The sequence below is a fragment of the Paenibacillus sp. OAE614 genome, assembly GCF_040546645.1.
Classification (GTDB): domain Bacteria; phylum Bacillota; class Bacilli; order Paenibacillales; family Paenibacillaceae; genus Paenibacillus_AQ; species Paenibacillus_AQ favisporus.
This window is the reverse complement of record NZ_JBEPOD010000001.1, coordinates 6052993-6069210: the sequence shown is the minus strand read 5'-3', so window position 1 is coordinate 6069210 and position 16218 is coordinate 6052993. Positions and strand designations below refer to the sequence as shown.

The 16218-nt window shown below is 56.1% G+C and carries 16 protein-coding genes; 13 read left to right on the top strand and 3 right to left on the bottom strand.

Annotated features, from left to right (window positions below; all coding sequences use genetic code 11):
• Nucleotides 1–149 precede the first annotated feature (149 nt).
• Nucleotides 150–860: an ABC transporter ATP-binding protein gene (locus ABIE48_RS27870; RefSeq protein WP_076175896.1), complete on the top strand. Its 711-nt coding sequence runs from the start codon at nucleotides 150–152 to the stop codon at nucleotides 858–860.
• A 94-nt stretch (nucleotides 861–954) separates the two neighbouring features.
• On the top strand, nucleotides 955–2220 hold the full coding sequence (locus ABIE48_RS27865; protein WP_186326068.1) for an ABC transporter permease: 1266 nt from the start codon (nucleotides 955–957) through the stop codon (nucleotides 2218–2220).
• Between the two features lie 130 nt (nucleotides 2221–2350).
• Here the strand turns inward: ABIE48_RS27865 and ABIE48_RS27860 are convergent, their stop codons facing one another.
• Together ABIE48_RS27860 and ABIE48_RS27855 are read right to left on the bottom strand one after the other, a co-directional pair.
• Nucleotides 2351–3430 carry an NAD(P)H-dependent flavin oxidoreductase gene (locus ABIE48_RS27860; RefSeq protein ID WP_145026588.1) on the bottom strand — a complete coding sequence of 360 codons (1080 nt, stop codon included), beginning with the start codon at nucleotides 3428–3430 and terminating at the stop codon, nucleotides 2351–2353.
• A gap of 24 nt (nucleotides 3431–3454) precedes the next feature.
• Entirely contained in the window at nucleotides 3455–4717 is a 1263-nt protein-coding gene (locus tag ABIE48_RS27855; protein ID WP_145026586.1) for a BaiN/RdsA family NAD(P)/FAD-dependent oxidoreductase, read from the bottom strand.
• Between the two features lie 393 nt (nucleotides 4718–5110).
• Here ABIE48_RS27855 and ABIE48_RS27850 point away from each other — a divergent pair, with 393 nt between their 5' ends.
• From ABIE48_RS27850 to ABIE48_RS27810, 9 genes are all read left to right on the top strand, one after another.
• Nucleotides 5111–6706, top strand: a complete 1596-nt coding sequence (locus ABIE48_RS27850) for an ATP-binding protein (protein WP_260869445.1) — start codon at nucleotides 5111–5113, stop codon at nucleotides 6704–6706.
• Nucleotides 6707–6827: 121 nt separating this feature from the next.
• Nucleotides 6828–7262 carry a BrxA/BrxB family bacilliredoxin gene (locus ABIE48_RS27845; RefSeq protein ID WP_076175886.1) on the top strand — a complete coding sequence of 145 codons (435 nt, stop codon included), beginning with the start codon at nucleotides 6828–6830 and terminating at the stop codon, nucleotides 7260–7262.
• Between the two features lie 116 nt (nucleotides 7263–7378).
• Entirely contained in the window at nucleotides 7379–8188 is an 810-nt protein-coding gene (gene nadE / locus ABIE48_RS27840; RefSeq protein ID WP_076175883.1) for an ammonia-dependent NAD(+) synthetase, read from the top strand.
• A 169-nt stretch (nucleotides 8189–8357) separates the two neighbouring features.
• Nucleotides 8358–8498 (top strand): pyrroloquinoline quinone precursor peptide PqqA, encoded by a 141-nt coding sequence (gene pqqA, locus ABIE48_RS27835; protein WP_145026584.1) that lies wholly within the window; start codon nucleotides 8358–8360, stop codon nucleotides 8496–8498.
• Between the two features lie 51 nt (nucleotides 8499–8549).
• Nucleotides 8550–9473, top strand: coding sequence for a pyrroloquinoline quinone biosynthesis protein PqqB (gene pqqB / locus ABIE48_RS27830; RefSeq protein WP_192715900.1), 924 nt, complete (start codon nucleotides 8550–8552; stop codon nucleotides 9471–9473).
• A gap of 1 nt (nucleotide 9474) precedes the next feature.
• Nucleotides 9475–10185 (top strand): pyrroloquinoline-quinone synthase PqqC, encoded by a 711-nt coding sequence (pqqC, locus tag ABIE48_RS27825; RefSeq protein ID WP_145026543.1) that lies wholly within the window; start codon nucleotides 9475–9477, stop codon nucleotides 10183–10185.
• The gene (pqqD, locus tag ABIE48_RS27820; protein WP_076175868.1) at nucleotides 10182–10460 is read left to right on the top strand and encodes a pyrroloquinoline quinone biosynthesis peptide chaperone PqqD; all 279 of its coding nucleotides are present in this window, start codon (nucleotides 10182–10184) and stop codon (nucleotides 10458–10460) included. The genes pqqC and pqqD overlap by 4 nt, the downstream gene beginning before the upstream one ends.
• Nucleotides 10451–11596 carry a pyrroloquinoline quinone biosynthesis protein PqqE gene (gene pqqE, locus ABIE48_RS27815; RefSeq protein WP_145026541.1) on the top strand — a complete coding sequence of 382 codons (1146 nt, stop codon included), beginning with the start codon at nucleotides 10451–10453 and terminating at the stop codon, nucleotides 11594–11596. The genes pqqD and pqqE overlap by 10 nt, the downstream gene beginning before the upstream one ends.
• On the top strand, nucleotides 11583–12524 hold the full coding sequence (locus ABIE48_RS27810) for a dipeptidase (protein ID WP_192715899.1): 942 nt from the start codon (nucleotides 11583–11585) through the stop codon (nucleotides 12522–12524). Before pqqE ends, ABIE48_RS27810 begins: the two co-directional genes overlap by 14 nt.
• Nucleotides 12525–12604: 80 nt before the next feature.
• Here ABIE48_RS27810 and ABIE48_RS27805 read toward each other — a convergent pair whose 3' ends face one another.
• A complete protein-coding gene (locus ABIE48_RS27805; protein WP_145026537.1) occupies nucleotides 12605–13003 on the bottom strand; it encodes a cupredoxin domain-containing protein in 399 nt (132 codons plus the stop codon).
• A gap of 223 nt (nucleotides 13004–13226) precedes the next feature.
• Here ABIE48_RS27805 and ABIE48_RS27800 point away from each other — a divergent pair, with 223 nt between their 5' ends.
• Nucleotides 13227–14963 (top strand): pyrroloquinoline quinone-dependent dehydrogenase, encoded by a 1737-nt coding sequence (locus ABIE48_RS27800; protein WP_145026535.1) that lies wholly within the window; start codon nucleotides 13227–13229, stop codon nucleotides 14961–14963.
• Nucleotides 14964–15039: 76 nt separating this feature from the next.
• Nucleotides 15040–16194, top strand: coding sequence for a carboxypeptidase-like regulatory domain-containing protein (locus ABIE48_RS27795; RefSeq protein ID WP_145026532.1), 1155 nt, complete (start codon nucleotides 15040–15042; stop codon nucleotides 16192–16194).
• The last annotated feature ends 24 nt before the right edge of the window (nucleotides 16195–16218 follow it).

Genomic DNA, 16218 nt, shown 5'->3' with positions numbered 1-16218 from the left:
GGACGTATGGATTATCGGGTGAACTTTTCATATAGTTAAATTATGCAGGGTCGGGACGCAGCCGTTCCGATCCATATGGTTTTGGTGGCCTTTGTTGATATACATAAGCTCTATGGCTCGAAACGGATTATTTTTGCTGGAGGTGGATCATGGAGCCTTTGCTGCCTGTGCTCGATGTGCATATCGAGGAAGCGGGATACGAAGAAGGACAGCCGCGCATTTGGGACGTTTCTTTTCAAGTGGCGCCTGGGGAGCTGCTGGGCGTCATCGGTCCGAACGGTGCCGGAAAAAGCACGACGCTGAAGACGCTGCTCGGTTTGCTAAAATACTCCAGGGCGTCCGTAACGATCGGAGGGGAGAGCGGGCGGTACGCCTACATCCCCGAGCAGCCGGTGTTTTATGACGATTTGACGCTCTGGGAGCATCTCGATTTGGCTGCGGCCGCTTACGAATTGGAATACGAAGCTTTTGTCCGCCATGCAGAGGAGCTGCTGGCCCAGTTCGGCATGAGCGGGGTGAAGCATCAGCTCCCGGCCGGTTTTTCCAAAGGGATGAAGCAGAAAATGATGCTCATGCTCGGATTTTTGGCGGAACCCGATATTTATATCGTGGACGAGCCCTTCATCGGCCTGGATCCGCGGGCGACCAAGGATTTCCTGCGGCTCCTGGAAGAGGAGCGGGGGAGGGGCGCCGGCGTGCTGATGTCTACCCATGTGCTGGATACGGCCGAGCGGATCTGCGATGCGTTCGTGATGATCTCCGGCGGGCGAATGGTGGCCAAAGGGGATTTGACGGATATCCGCAGGACGGCCGGGCTGCCGGACGCCTCGCTGTTCGACTGCTTTGATGCCCTGACCTGAGGCCGGATGCTTCGACGAGCCCGGTCTTCGGTAGGAACGAGGGTACCGGATGTTTCTTCGCAGACTGGCTGACATCCATGGAAAGGAGATGAACATGGCGGATTCAAGCAATACCGATTATGCCTACCCAACCCCCGGGCGATTGTTCTGGCACCGGCTCCGCACCCACTGGAAGGAAACTATCGCCGTCATCCGGTCGGTGGCGGACTGGACGGTGCTCCTGTACATGCTGATTCCGGGCGCGCTGCTGGGGGGAAGGCTGTATTACGGTTTATGGAAGGAGCCGCTCCCGCAGTGGAGCAGCCATATGATATTCGGCGTTATTCCTGTATTTCTGTTATTGTGGCTATCAGCGGGCAAAATGTTCCTCATGATCCGCGAGGCCGACGTCCTTTTCATTCATCAGCGTGGGCGGTGGCTGCGCGGGCTGATGCTGAGGGGAGGCATCTACAGCATGATCGCCACAGCCCTGAAGGCGGGAGCGGGCTTTCTGCTGGTGCTTCCCTTGATGGTCCGCAGATATGGGATCAGCCTTGATGCTGCCTGGTGCTGGCTGCTCTTCACGGTGACGGCCGGCGGCCTGATGGTCTGGCTGAAGCATTTCGCACGGATCCGGGCTCACGGCTGGCGGAGATGGCTGCTGTATCTGCCCATGGTCGTGCTTCCGGCCGCAGCATACGTCGTATTGTCGGTATGGTGGATAGACAGCCCGTCCTGGCTGGCTGCCGCTTCCGCCCTGCTGGCGGTGATCAACGTGCTGCTGCTCCTGGTGCGGATGAGAACTCGCGGCACATTTATGAACGATATCCAGGAAGAGCTGGTTCAGCGGACCAAGCTGACCGGACTCGTGCTGAGCAGCGCCATGGACAAACCGCGGAAAATTCGCAGCAGACCATGGATTTTTCGGCGGTCCCAGCGTCTGTTCCGATCGTCAACGCCGGTCCATCGTCTGGCCGGGGCATGCGTAAAGGCATATGTGCGCCAGACGAAGCAGCTTACAGGATATGCGCAGGTCATGTCGCTCAGCGCGGCCATCCTGTTGACGCTGCCCCCCGGGGTGAAGATTCTGGTCTACGCCGCGCTTCATTTGCTGCTGGCTTACTGGCTGTATTTAAATGCAGTGGCCTTTATGAAGGAAGGCTTTGTTACGATGCTGCCCTGGGCGGACGAGGTGAAGCTGAGCGCCATGAAGAAGGCCGTACGGATGCTGCTTGCGCCGTATGCGCTCGTGACGTCAGGGCTGCTGCTGTTCTCGATGCTGCCGGTCTGGGCAGCTGCGGTTGCGCTGATTCCGCTGGCGCTCGCAGCTGTTTGGATCACGGTAACCCTTCTTCAGTTGATGATGCTGCGAAAAATATGATCAATAGCTCTGCTCAAAATATATACGTTCTTAATCTAAAAAAACGCCGGATCTTAGATCCAGGCGTTTTATTAGATAGGAAAGCATAACGTCACATCATTGCATCACAATCGTACGAATCGGGCAGGAGCTAAGATTCCAATATTTCGAGCGCCTGCCGGACGGTTTCCTCCACGATGTCTGCGGCGCTCTGGCCCGCTTTCAGCATTCTTGTCGCCTGCCCGGCCCATAGCGACATGTAGCCGGCTTGATTCTGCCGGACGGCCGCGTTACGAATATCCCGGGTCGCCGTGTTCTGCGTCGGGAACGGAAGCGGCTCAACGCCGCTCTTGTTCCACTCCCGGACGAAGGCGTTGGCGATGCCCCGGGCGGGCCGGCCCGAGAAGGCCTTGGTCAGCACCGTGCTCTCTTCGGTGCTGGCAAGCAGCGCCGCCTGATAGGCGGGATGCGCACCGGATTCGGCCGCCGTCAGGAAGCGGGTGCCCATTTGGACCGCCTGCGCTCCCAGAACCATGGCGGCGACCATGCCGCGCCCGTCCATGATGCCGCCGGCGGCGATGACCGGAATGGACACCCGGTCGGCAATCTGCGGCACGAGGGCGAAGGTGCCGATGTTCGCCCCCATGGGGTGAGACTCGACGTTGAACGTGCCGCGGTGGCCGCCGGCCTCGCTTCCCTGCGCGACGACCGCATCGCAGCCGGAGCGCTCGGCTTCCAGCGCCTCCTCCACGGTGGTCGCCATGGCGACCACCTTCATGCCGGCCGTCTTGGCCAGCTCCATATGCCGCGGGGACAGCACGCCAAAGGCGGTGCTGATCACGGGAACGCCGGCTTCGAGCACTTCGGCGAACTGCCGCTCCAAGTGATCCGGCGTTTGGACCGCCTGAGGCGGGGCGGGCGGCAATCCCAAATCATCCCGGATGGAGTCGAGAACACGCTGGACCTCGGCGGTCCGGTGATTGTCGTCTTCCATCGGGACGGTGAACAGATTGACCGCAAACGGGGCGCTTGTCCGCCCGCGGATGTCCGCGATCGCTGCGCGGATCGCCGCAGGCTCCATGTAGGCCGCCCCCAGTGTGCCGAGACCGCCGGCATTCGATACGGCGGCCACGAGTTCAGGCGTCGTGGGACCGCCGGCCATGCCCGCCTGAAAAATAGGGTAACGAATGCCGAATTGCCGGCAAAAATCATTGTTCAGCTCCACCCTCATACCAATCACCTCGAAATTGGATTTTTAATGGTACCCCGCCGCGTGCATGCCAGCGGTATAGCCAGTCGAGAAGGCGGCCGTAATGTTATAGCCGCCGGTGTATCCGTGAATGTCGAGTACTTCGCCGCAGAAAAACAGCCCCGGCATCAGCTTCGATTCCATCGTCTTCGGGTTGATCTCCTTCAGGTTGACGCCTCCGCCGGTGACAAACGCCTCCTCGATCGATTTGGTGCCGACCGCGCGGAAACGGAACTGCTTCAGGCAGGCGACAAAATCCCCCCACTGCTGTTTGGGCAGATGGGCGTAGGTCGCGTCCCCGTCCAGCTGGGATTTATCGAACAGCAGCGGAAGCAGCCGATCGGGGACCTGGCCCTTGAGCACGTTACGGATTGCCTTTTTTGGCTCGGACGCGAGTTTGTCCCTCAGCAGCTGGTCGAGCGACGACACGTCCAGATCCGGGAACAGGTCGATGGCCATTTCGACATCTGGCGTATGAAACTTATTTTTGACCTGCCGCAGAAATTGGCTGCATCGCAGGGCGATCGGACCGGATACGCCGAAATGGGTAAAGATCATATCCCCGCGGTGCCCGATCACTTTTTTACCTTTGGGATTCCACACGGAGAGCTCCACGTCCCGCAGGGAGAGTCCCTGAAGCTCCTTGGACTGGATCCACTTTTCATGGGAAACGATAGGGACTTCGGTAGGGTACAGCTCGGTAATCGTGTGGCCGGCGGCCTCTGCCCAAGGGTAACCGTCACCGGTGGATCCGGTATGGGGCACGGATTTGCCGCCGGTGGCGACAATGACGCTGGGGGCTTTGTAAATATGACCGGACTTCAGACGAACGCCTGCCGTTCTTCCATCCTCATAGAGCACCTCCGCAATCGGGCTATCCGTTTTGATCTCTACGCCGAGCCTCTTTACCTCCTGAATGAGAGCGCCCACGACGCTGGCGGCCTTGTCGGATACCGGAAACATCCGCCCGTTGTCCTCTTCCTTCAGGGCAATGCCGAGCCCTTCAAAAAAGTTCATAATATCCCGGTTGTTAAAATGCTGGAACGCGCTGTACAAAAAGCGGCCGTTGCCTGGGATATGAGCGATCAGATCATCGGTTTCTTTGGCATTGGTTACGTTGCAGCGGCCGCCTCCGGAAATGCCGAGCTTGCGGCCAAGTTTATTTCCTTTGTCCAAAAGTAGGACAGATGCCCCATGCCGGGCGGCCGAGACACATGCCATTAGACCCGCGGATCCGCCTCCGGCAACAATTACGTCATATCGGTTCACTGGTTAAACTCCTTTATTTTTACGACAGTCTATTTTCCTGTTTCGTGTGTCCTTTTTTAGGATATATCAGGATATATTGTAATATCGTGTTGGCTGTGATTTAATCAAAAGGAAATCGTCTTTCATCATAAAACAGCGGTACATCTTCCTATTCCTTGTAGTCCGTTAAACCTGTAATGAATCGCTTACACTCGAACGGCAAGAAGAACCGGCTGCAATCACTAAAGATTCGTATTGGGAACTACACAGACCTGCCCTGGCGGGGAGGAGGGATTGGCGATTATTTACGCACTGAAAAACATTATAACACAGGTACTTATGGCCGGTTCCTTCGCTTTTCTCTTCCCAATGGGACTGGACAAATATGTCCGGGTTTTTAGGCGTAGAAAGCGAATGGAAGCCATGGATTTTGATCTTGTCATTATTTTGTCCAGCGCTCTGACGATTTTGCTCTGCTCGATGTTTTCCTCCTCCATTTTTAACTACATTCCATTAAACCTGGGCATTCTGCCGCTGTTTATCGGGATGCTGTATGGAGGATATAAGACGGGCCTGCCTCTGGCGGGGCTGTGCCTTCTGTGCGACTTCATATTTAATCCCAATTGGACGGTTCTCGGTTTGTTTCTGCATACCGGATTACCGCTATACCCTCTTCTGATCTGGATGTCCCCGAAGTTCCGGAAAGGGCCGCTCACGGAGAAGATCAACAAGCTGTGGCTGTGCCTTATGCCTGCGATGCTATTGATCACGGCCGCCCCGATTATCGAATCTCCCAACCTGAATTTAACCGATGCAGGGCTGGTGCTGATCGTTCTCTTCTATATATTAACCAGTATGTTCACCGGGGGTACTCTGGTGTATATGATTGAATTTGCTCTGGAGAAGCTACGGCTGAAGGAGCAGGTTATGGGCATCTCCGAGAAATATCTCAGGGAAGAGGAGAAGCTGCAGCAGGTCATCGATGCCACGCCCATTTCGATGGTTTCGGTCGATCATGCCGGCAATATCACAAGCATCAACGACACGATGATGAACCTGGTCAAGACGAAGGACCCCGACCTTACTAAGCAGGACGTGCTCGGCTACCCTGTCACGATGTTCGTGGATATTATGGGTCAAGACTACATCAACTACCGGATCGTTCAGGCGCTTCAGGGCAAGAAGCTGGGCAATGAGCTGATCCGCATCGGAACGCATAACTACTACATAAGCACATCACCATTAACGAATACACATACAGGTGCCATTATCGGAGCGGTCCTCGCTTTTCAGGACGTGACCGAGCTGGCGAGGCTGCGAAGCGAGCTGGAGAATGTGGAAAGACTCAGCCTTGTCGGTCAGATGGCGGCCAGCATCACCCATGAAATACGCAATCCCATGGCCGTCGTCCGGGGTTTCCTACAGCTGATGAAGGAGAAGAGCCCGGAAGCGCTCGACCATTACTACCGGATCGTCATGGAGGAACTGGACCGGGCGAACGGTATTATCAACGACTTTTTATCCCTTGCCCAGAACCGTATCGCTGAGAAAGAACAATGGCATCTGCATACGATCATCAGCGATTTAAGCCCGCTGCTGTGGGCAGATGCGAATCTGCGCGGACAGACGATCGAGCTGATCCTGGACGAGAAGGTCCCGGAGCTGAGCCTGAACGCGAAGGAAATCAAGCAGCTGGTGCTGAACCTGTCGCGCAACGGCATGGAAGCCATGGAGGAAAAAGGGCAGCTGACGATCGAGACGAGACTGAACGACTCCTTTGTGGAGCTGATCATCAAGGATACGGGGATGGGGATCGCCAAGAGCAGGCAGGAGCGGCTGTTCGAGCCGTTTTTTACGACCAAAGCCAAAGGTACCGGGCTCGGTCTTGCCCTCTGTCTCAGCATCGTGGAGCGCCATCACGGCAAAATATCGGTAGAATCGGAGGAGGGAAAGGGGACGGCTTTCACCATTCAGTTCCCCGTTACGGATTCGTGGGCGGGAATGATCTGACAGCCCGCAAGGCCGCTGCTTCTCTTGATTTCGACCCTTATGGATGTATAATAGGAGTATTAACAGCGGATGTTGTTATGAGCTTGTCCATTGATATTTTGTATCCAAGGAGTGATAGGGAATGGCCATGTCTTTTGACAGATATATGAAGGATATGATTCAACCGATGCGTGACGAACTGACGCGCCTCGGCATTAAGGAACTTAGAACCGCGGAAGAAGTGGAGACTCACCTTCCGGACGCGCCAGGCACCACGCTGGTTGTCGTGAACTCGGTGTGCGGCTGTGCCGCCGGCCAATGCCGTCCCGGCGTAGCTCAGGCTTTGCAGCATGACATCGTGCCTGACAATCTGTTTACGGTATTTGCCGGACAGGATAAGGAAGCGACGGCGAAAGCCCGCGAGTATTTCGCTCCATATCCGCCGTCATCTCCATCCATCGCCCTGATGAAGGACGGGGAGCTTGTTCATTTTATTGAGCGTCACCAAATCGAAGACCGTTCGGCTCAAGAAATTGCCGACGATCTGATCGAAGCGTTTGACCGGGTGTGCCGTTAATCGGCGCACCTCGTACATAATGCCCCGGGTATTCGGACATCCGATACGTACGGGGCTTTTGTGTTTGAAATCATACCGTATTTAATCGACTATTCTGTTCAAGAGAGGTGCTTATCGTGAGTTTGCAGGAAGAAATTATTGCGGCCCTTGGCGTGAAGCCGGCGATCGATGTGGAGAGCGAAGTCCGGAAAAGGGTGGATTTCCTGAAATCCTATGTGAAGAGCGCGGGGGCGAAGGGACTGCTCATCGCCATCAGCGGGGGGATCGACAGCGCCGTGGCGACCGGCCTGTGCAAACGGGCGACCGACGAGCTCAGCGAGGAGGAAGGCAAGGAATATATGACGCTGGGCGTGTTCCAGCCCTATGCGGTTCAGGAGGATATCGAGCACAGCTATGCGGTGGCGGAAGCTTTTAACCTGAAATATAAGGCCGAGACCAATATCGAGGATGCCGTCGGCGAAATTGCCTTGGAAGCGGAGCATGGGCTCAAGCAAATTGGCATCCACCGCCACCTGACCCCGCAGGGCAAAGGGAACATCAAGGCGAGAACACGCATGGTGATGCAGTATGCGCTGGCATTTGACCTGAACCTGCTCGTCGTGGGAACGGACCATGCTTCCGAAGCCATTACCGGCTTCTACACGAAGTGGGGTGACGGCGCGGTGGACATTACGCCGCTCAGCACGCTCAACAAGCGTCAGGTCCGCCAGTTAGCCGGTTACCTTGGCGTGCCGCAGGCGATTCTGGACAAGGCGCCTACCGCCGGTTTGTGGGAAGGCCAGACGGACGAAGGCGAGCTCGGCATTACTTATGACGAGAACAGCGACTATCTGGAAGGCAAGGAAGTGAGCCCGCAGGCGAAGGAGCGCCTGGAGAGCTACTATAAGCGTACCGCACATAAGCGCAATTCGATTCCGGGCATCTAAGCTGACTCCGGAGAAATTAAGGGCAGGCCGCAAACAGCGGCCTGCTTTTTTTTGATGCCATCCGAAGGGACGCCTTCCGGACCACGTGCGGTATGCGGAGTCCAGCGGGATGCGGAAGGTGGACATCTCTCTGCATCGTTACGTGTTATAGAATGCCAAAATCCAACATATGATTAAACAGACTTGTGCTCTCTACTGCCAGGCATGGTGGGATATTTTCATCAAAGGGGGTGGCGGAATGTGGGTTAAACCCGATTTTGAAGTCATTGAGGTTTGTGCGGAGGTTACCGCATACGCGTATCAGAAGTGACGAATCATGCCGGAGCAATCCGGCATCTATTTTTTTGAGGGGGGCAGGAACATGCTGTTGAAGGTGCTGGGATCGGCGGCAGGGGGAGGCTTCCCGCAGTGGAACTGCGGCTGTCCGAACTGCCGCCGCGTGCGGATGCAGGATCCCTCATTGCGCGCACGGCTGCATAATTCGCTTGCTGTCAGCGATGATGGCAGCGATTGGGTTCTCGTCAACGCCACGCCGGATATTGGTGCACAGATCGAAGCCCATCCCGAGCTCGCCCCGGGCTCTTCGATCCGGCATACACCCATTTCTACCGTGCTGCTGACGGACGGGGAGCTGGATCATACGATGGGCCTCCTCCACTTAAGGGAGTCCTCGGCAATCGACGTTTACGCCGCAGCTCCCGTATTGGGCGCCCTGATGGAAGCCTTCCCGGTCAGGCAAATCCTGGAGCCCTATGCTTCATACCGGTGGCTCGAAGTGCGGCCGCAGGAATCTTTTCCACTATTTGGGGGCAGAGTAATGGTATATCCGTTCTTCCTGGGCTCCAAGCCGCCGAGGTATGCGTCCGTCCTTCGGAATCCCCATACGGATGGGGCGTCCACATCCCCTTGGGTCGTCGGCTACCGCATGGTAGACCAGCGGACCGGAGGGACTACTGTATACGCGCCCGGTGTCGAATCCTGGTCGAACGAGCTTCATACCCAATTGGAAGCAGCCGACTGCGTCCTTGTGGACGGCACCTTTTGGCATTCGGATGAACTTCGGCGGCTAGATATTTCCGGATTGGTGGCATCCGATATGGGGCATGTCCCCATTGCCGGACCGGGTGGAAGCCTGGAGCACCTTTCCCGTATATCGGCCGGGCGAAAAATTTACATCCATATCAACAATACCAATCCGATCCTTGACGAGGCTTCTGCGGAGAATCGCAGGCTCCGGGAGCTGGGGATCGAGGTCGGTTACGACGGTTTGGAATTGGAGGTCTAACATGAACCAGCATTTGCTCTCGAACGAAGAATTAACGATGAGGCTGCGCCAGGTCGGGGAACAGCGCTATCACGACAAGCATCCTTATCACGTACGCATGCATGAAGGAAAGCTGAGTCCCGAGCAGCTTCGGGCTTGGGTGGCGAACCGGTTTTATTATCAGAAAAATATCCCCGTCAAGGATGCCATCATCCTTTCGAAGCTGCCCTCCAGGGAGGAGCGCCGCCACTGGATACAACGCATTGTGGACCATGACGGAACAGAAGGGAGCGAGGGAGGGATCGAAGCCTGGATCCGCCTTGGCGAAGCCGTCGGCATTCCGAGAGAGGAGATGCTGGATGAGCGCCATGTCCTTCCCGCCGTCCGGTTTGCGGTCGATGCCTACGTGAATTTCTGCCGCCTGCAGCCGTGGCTCATTGCCGTAGCTTCCTCTTTGACGGAATTGTTCGCTCCCGTCCTTATCTCCCAGCGAATCGCCGTGTTTGAACAGCTGTACCCATGGATCCGTCCGGAAGGACTGGAGTACTTTCAGGCGAGGCTGCATCAGGCACCGCGTGACGCGGACCACGGTCTGGAACTCGTTCTGCGCGAATGCAAAGACCGCGGTGAGCAGGAGCAGGTCATAGCCGCCCTGCACTTTAAATGCGATGTCCTCTGGGCCATTCTGGATGCGTTAAGTCTGGCGTATCCCGATGCGGAGGCGCAGCGATGATCGCTTGGGGGCAGTCAGAGCAGCTCAGGCTGCGAAGTCCCGCACGGCTGAAGTTCGATAAAGCCAGGCAAACCGATATGCTCCTGCTCCCCGAACGCGTCGTCAACCTGAACCCGACGGCCGGGGCCATTCTTTGGCTGTGTGACGGGACGCGGTCAGCTCACCAAATCATCGGGGAGCTTGAGGCGAAATACAATCAATCCAATCTGCAGGAGGATGTTCTCGAGTTTCTCACACAAGCCATTGAGCGGGGGTGGATCGAAAAGTGTCCGTAAGCATACCGTATGCCCTGTCGGCGGAAATTACCCACCGGTGCCCCCTTCACTGCGCCTACTGTTCGAATCCGGTAGAGCTCGCCAAAAGGGAGCAAGAGCTGAGCACACAGGAATGGATCAGGGTATTCACGGAAGCCAGTGAGCTTGGGGTGGTGCAGCTTCACCTGACAGGCGGCGAGCCGCTCATGAGACCGGACGTGGACCAGCTGATCCGGCAGGCCCGTGAGCTGGGCTTTTTTGTGAATGTCATTACCAGCGGGGTCGGCGTGACGGAGAAACGCATGCAGCAGTTGGCAGACGCGGGGGTCGACAGCATGCAGCTCAGCATCCAGGCGTCCGAGCCAAGCCTGGCGGATGCGATTGCCGGCTCCCGGGCACACGAATTCAAACAGAAAACGGCTGCCTTGATCCGGGAGGCGGGGATCCCCTTACATATGAACGCTGTCCTGCACAGGCAAAATATCCACCTCGTGGAGGAAATCATTGAGATGTGTGTGTCATGGGGAGCCGGACGGCTGGAGCTGGCGAATACCCAGTACTACGGCTGGGCACTGCTTAACCGCCAGCATCTGCTGCCGACCAGAGCGCAGCTCGCGGCGGCTGAGGAAGCTTTTTTTCGGGCCAAAGCGCGCTTTGACCGCCAGATTGAACTGATCTGGGTTCTCCCGGATTACTATGAGGATTTCCCAAAACCCTGCATGGGCGGGTGGGGAGAAATTTCGATGACGGTGACGCCCGACGGAACCGTGCTGCCCTGCACCGCGGCATCCAGCATTCATACCTTGACCTTCGAATCCGTTAAAGAGCGGAGCCTCGAATGGATTTGGCGGGAATCCGCAGCATTCAACAGCTTCCGCGGCTTCGACTGGATGGCGGAGCCCTGCCGGAGCTGTGAACACCGTTTCCGCGATTTCGGCGGATGCCGCTGCCAAGCTTACCTGTTGGCCGGCGACGCCCGGCAGGCGGATCCTGTCTGCCAGTGGTCGCCTCATCACGAACTGATATCCGATATTCTATCTTCCCTCAATCAAGACAACGATGAACCATCCGTTACTGCGCCTCATCGCCCTGTGCCTTCTTATTCCTATCGCGGCAGGTTCAAGAAGAACGGAGGAATGACCGGTGACCATATTTGACGCCCACTGCGATGTGCTGAGCAAACTGCTCGAGCATCCGCAGCTGGATTTTGGGCATGAACAGGATTTGCTGGATGTCACATTGGAACGCATGCAAAAGTCCGGCATCGGGTTCCAGAACTTTGCAGTCTACTTGCCCGAGAAGTATGCCGGAGAGTTTCGTTATGTGCTGGAGAGCATTGATCTGTTTCATGAGAAGGTGCTTGCAAGCGGCCCCATCCATTTTATCCGGTCCAAGGAAGACCTCGAATTCACAGAGAAGAATGGCTTGACCGGGGCGCTGCTATCGCTTGAAGGAGTCGATGCGCTGCAGGGAAACCTGGCCTATGTGCGGATCCTGCATCATCTGGGCGTCCGGAGTATCGGCATCACCTGGAATTACGCCAATTGGGCGGCGGACGGCGTCATGGAGTCCAGGAGAGCGGGGTTGACCGAGAAAGGCCGGCAGCTGATTCAGGAATGCAACCGTCTGGGCATGATCCTGGACGTGTCCCATCTCTCGGAAAAAGCGTTCTGGGAGCTGGCGTCGCTGTCCGCGAAGCCGCTCATCGCCTCCCATTCCAATGCCGGCAAAATATGCCCGCGCCGCAGAAACTTGAGCGATGAGCAGATTGGCTCCATCATCCGGACGGACGGAGTCATCGGGGTCACCTTTGTGCCGCCTTTTGTCCATGCGGAGGAACCGATAACGATGGACCGGCTGCTCGCGCACATCGACCATATCTGCTCCCTTGGGGGCCGCAGGCATATCGGGCTGGGATCGGATTTTGACGGTATCCGTGAAAAGATCATCGGTCTGGAGCATGCGGGTAAATATCATGATCTGGTCAATTTACTGCAGAAGCATTACAGCGAGGAGGACGTGGAAGGCTTTATCTGCGGCAACTGGTATCGTTTTTATTTGAAGCACCTGCCCGCGGCGACCTAATGTCTGCTCCCTGCAGCTTTCCACAAGCCATAATCGAAAAAAAGGAGTTCCATCTTGGGATGGGCTCCTTTTGTTTGGTCTTAGGATACCGTAATCGTACCCGTCATATTGTCGTGGCCTGAGCCGCATTGGATCGAGCAGTTGAAGTCGTAAGTCCCGGCCTTGTCTACGGTAAAGGTGGCCGTTTGTCCGTCCTGCAGATTGACGTTCAGGTCAGGAATTTCGAAGCCGTGTACGCCATCCGCGTTTTTAAAGGTCAGCTTGACCGTGTCGCCGGCTTTCAGATCGATATTGGGCGGGTCGAAAGCGAAGTTTTTCGCCGTTACGGTAATTTCTTTGGTTTGTCCGCCGCCGGTGGACGGGGTTGTATTGTTGGCAGGCGGAGCCGCCGTACCGTTATTGCTTTTGCCGCATGCGCTTAATACCAATACGATCGAGAGCAGCGCTATCGTAAAGATCAAACGGAATTTAGGTTTCATCGTCGTCCTCCTTGAATGCAAATCTGGGTGGTGTGATTCTTCTCCTTCAAGATGACCGATTCGAGCCGCTTTTATACCTGCATGACATCAGCCGGAAATGCTGCTTGGGTGCAAACCAGGTGTATGTACGAAGGGCTGTATATTTTTTCTGCATGATTTTTGGTCTTGCTGGAAATATTACGTTACAACGCTTCTAATGAAAAAATGAGGAGATCGTTCCAACATGAGAAAAACTCACGTGATGATTGGCGCAGCCCTTTTAAGTACAACCCTTGCTCTAAGCGGCTGTAATACGAATAAGAACAATAACGCAGCGACTCCGGCTCCGGTGCAAAATACAAACGAAAACAAACCATCCACGACGCCGGGAAAAGTGACGGGCACCTCTTTTAAAAACTTCGGCACCTATGGATTCGATCTGAAAAATACCCGCCATGTCCCTTATAAAGAGGTGACCGCGGCCAACGTCAAGGATCTGGGCGTGATCTGGAGCGCGGACCTGAAGGAGCTTGACAAAGACGTAAAGAACGGGAATCAGTGTTATCCGGTGTTCGTCGACGGCATCGTGTACATTACGACTGCAGGGAATCAGGTATTCGCCTTTGACGGAGCAACCGGCAGTCAAATCTGGCACTGGAAGCCGTCCGCAGAACAAGCTGCGACATTCAGCAAGTCGGGGATCATTGCCAACCGCGGCGTCGCTGTTGGGGAAGGCAAAGTGTTCATGCTGACGGTCGACAATCAGATTGTGTCCCTGGACCAGAAGACCGGCAAGCTGATCAAAATGGTGCCGATCTCCGAGTCCATCAAAGGTGTGACGCTGGAGAACGGTTATTACGAAACGACCGCGCCTGTGTATTACAAAGGCAACATTTATATCGGCAGCAGCGGCGGGGACAACGGCATCCGCGGGTTTGTCAACGCCTATAAAGCAAGCGATCTGTCGCCTGCCTGGGCTTCTCCTTTCTACACGGTCCCGCCTAAAGGCCAGGACTGGCTCGCCAACAGCAAATTCCAGGGCGGAGGCGCGGTATGGAATCCGCCGGCCATCGATGAGGAGACAGGAATCATGTACTTTGCCGTGGGCAACCCGGCGCCTGACTTTTACGGCGAGTCCCGGCCGGGAGACAATCCGCACACGGACTCGGTGGTTGCCGTCGACGCTGCTACGGGCAAGCTGATTTGGGCGAAGCAGGAAATCAGCCATGACCTCTGGGATTATGACGCAGCGGCTTCGCCAATGATCCTGAATGCCACCGTCAAAGGCAAGCAGCAAAAAATCGTCGTGCAAGGCGGGAAGTCGGGACAATGGTACGCATGGGACGCCAAGACCGGAGCCGTCGTTTGGGATGGGGTTCCTTTTGCCAAGATCGATCATCCGAAGCCGACGCCGGAGGGCGTTACCGTGTACCCGGGCGTGCTCGGAGGCGAGAACTATGCTCCCGAAACGTATGATCCCGCAACGAATTACGTGCTGATTCCAGGTGTGGAACAGGGGGCCGTCATCAAGTCCGCGAAAAGCCAGACGGAAGCCTCGACACCGGACATGCCCGGAGCGGCCGCATTCGGTACGACGACCTCGGCGCCAGCGAATGATGTACCGTACGGCACCATCACGGCGATGGACGTGAATACCGGCAAAAAAGCCTACCAGATCAAGACGAAGGATCCGATGCGCGGAGGCTTTACGAGCACGACGTCGGGACTGGCCTTCTACGGCGAGCTCGACGGGAAGATCAACGCCCTGGATATTAAAAATGGCAAGGTCATCTGGACCTTCCAGACGACGGGCAGCAGCATTCAAGCAGCGCCGGCGATTTTCGTCGTCGACGACAAACAATATATGGCCTTTACATCCGGCGGTCCCAAACCGAAAGTGTTCGTATTCGGTCTTGGCGGCGACAAAACCCAAGGCAAAGCGGGTACGGCGGAAGACACGAATGCTCACCAGAAAAAATAAGGTTCATGAAGCGGGGCAGAGCCTATGGCTTTGCCCCTGTTTATTTGCGCACAAGTAAAGGGGAGGAATCGAATCCATGTGGTATTTGCAGCGACTGTCCGTTTTGATCATGACGGTATGTCTTGCCGGATGTGCCGGGATGCCCTCAAAGCCGGTATCCTCGGAGGCTCCGGCATCGGCGCAAGCGGCGGACCATGGCGTACAGCTGACGGTTGATTCGCCGTCCTTGCGGCTTAAGCAGTGGAAGTCGGACGGGTCCCATATGACCTCCGTTCACGGCAGGCTGTTCCTCGACAATCAGCCTGTGGCCGGCGCCACGGTGCATACGAGCCAGAGCCAAATTGACGTTCCCACAGGGAAGGACGGATCGTTCACCCTGACCGTTGACCAGAGCCTCCTGGCTGAGACCAAGATCAGTATTGTTTCCCTTAAGGACGCCACCGTATCCGGGAAACATCTAACGCCGGAAATGTCGAAGCGGCTTCTTACCGCTTCGGCCATGCTCAGCGTAAATTATCCGATTGAGGTGCTGAAGGTGGAAGACGATCCCGAGGATGCGTCCAAGGTCCAGGTTCACGGACGGGTCATCGCCGGCAGCGGTGACGTCGTATCTTATTTTCAAGTGGATAAATACCGGATGGGCGGGGTTGTCAAAGACGCGAACGGCAGACCGGTCGAGAACGCGGTGGTCTGGTTTGACCGGGATCAAGGCGAAGGTTTCGGGAAATCGACGCCGACCGATCAGGATGGCAGATATTCCATTTTCTATTGGCCTGAGGATGAAGAAACAAATCTGTCGGTCACGATCGGCACCAAGAGGTACACGCTTCCTGAAGGCAGGGTATTCAAGATGCCCGAGAACACGAGCGTGGAGATCGACATCACACTGCCGGAAGAGGGCACGGTCATCACGGATCATCCTCCGTATCTGGTGAGCCGGACATCGTCTGGCGCGATGTATACCGGAGTGCTGGTCGGACTGAGTTTGCCTAAGAATGTCCCTTATTCCGTCACCATTCCGAACAAGCGAGGGGAATTTACCGTGACCGTTGCCAAAAAGGTATGGAAGCAGCGGCCAGCCTTTTTCGAGACCCGGATGTCCAAATTCGTCGAGGGGCGCTTAACTTGGGGCGATACCCTTCCGGCCGGTTTTGTTCAGCCTGCCGCTGAAGACCCGAAGCATATCCCTTTTAAATATGATGAACGTCCGGCTCACTCTACAGCCATTTAGCCATTTAGATAGCGATACACAACA

What these genes read in the sequence shown, in the direction of transcription:
- ABIE48_RS27870 (WP_076175896.1), top strand. Translation starts at nt 150, where the DNA reads ATGGAGCCTTTGCTGCCTGTGCTCGATGTGCATATCGAGGAAGCGGGA.
- ABIE48_RS27865 (WP_186326068.1), top strand. Translation starts at nt 955, where the DNA reads ATGGCGGATTCAAGCAATACCGATTATGCCTACCCAACCCCCGGGCGA.
- ABIE48_RS27860 (WP_145026588.1), bottom strand. Translation starts at nt 3,430, where the DNA reads ATGAGGGTGGAGCTGAACAATGATTTTTGCCGGCAATTCGGCATTCGT.
- ABIE48_RS27850 (WP_260869445.1), top strand. Translation starts at nt 5,111, where the DNA reads ATGGAAGCCATGGATTTTGATCTTGTCATTATTTTGTCCAGCGCTCTG.
- ABIE48_RS27845 (WP_076175886.1), top strand. Translation starts at nt 6,828, where the DNA reads ATGGCCATGTCTTTTGACAGATATATGAAGGATATGATTCAACCGATG.
- pqqA (WP_145026584.1), top strand. Translation starts at nt 8,358, where the DNA reads ATGATTAAACAGACTTGTGCTCTCTACTGCCAGGCATGGTGGGATATT.
- pqqB (WP_192715900.1), top strand. Translation starts at nt 8,550, where the DNA reads ATGCTGTTGAAGGTGCTGGGATCGGCGGCAGGGGGAGGCTTCCCGCAG.
- pqqC (WP_145026543.1), top strand. Translation starts at nt 9,475, where the DNA reads ATGAACCAGCATTTGCTCTCGAACGAAGAATTAACGATGAGGCTGCGC.
- pqqD (WP_076175868.1), top strand. Translation starts at nt 10,182, where the DNA reads ATGATCGCTTGGGGGCAGTCAGAGCAGCTCAGGCTGCGAAGTCCCGCA.
- ABIE48_RS27805 (WP_145026537.1), bottom strand. Translation starts at nt 13,003, where the DNA reads ATGAAACCTAAATTCCGTTTGATCTTTACGATAGCGCTGCTCTCGATC.
- ABIE48_RS27800 (WP_145026535.1), top strand. Translation starts at nt 13,227, where the DNA reads ATGAGAAAAACTCACGTGATGATTGGCGCAGCCCTTTTAAGTACAACC.
- ABIE48_RS27795 (WP_145026532.1), top strand. Translation starts at nt 15,040, where the DNA reads ATGTGGTATTTGCAGCGACTGTCCGTTTTGATCATGACGGTATGTCTT.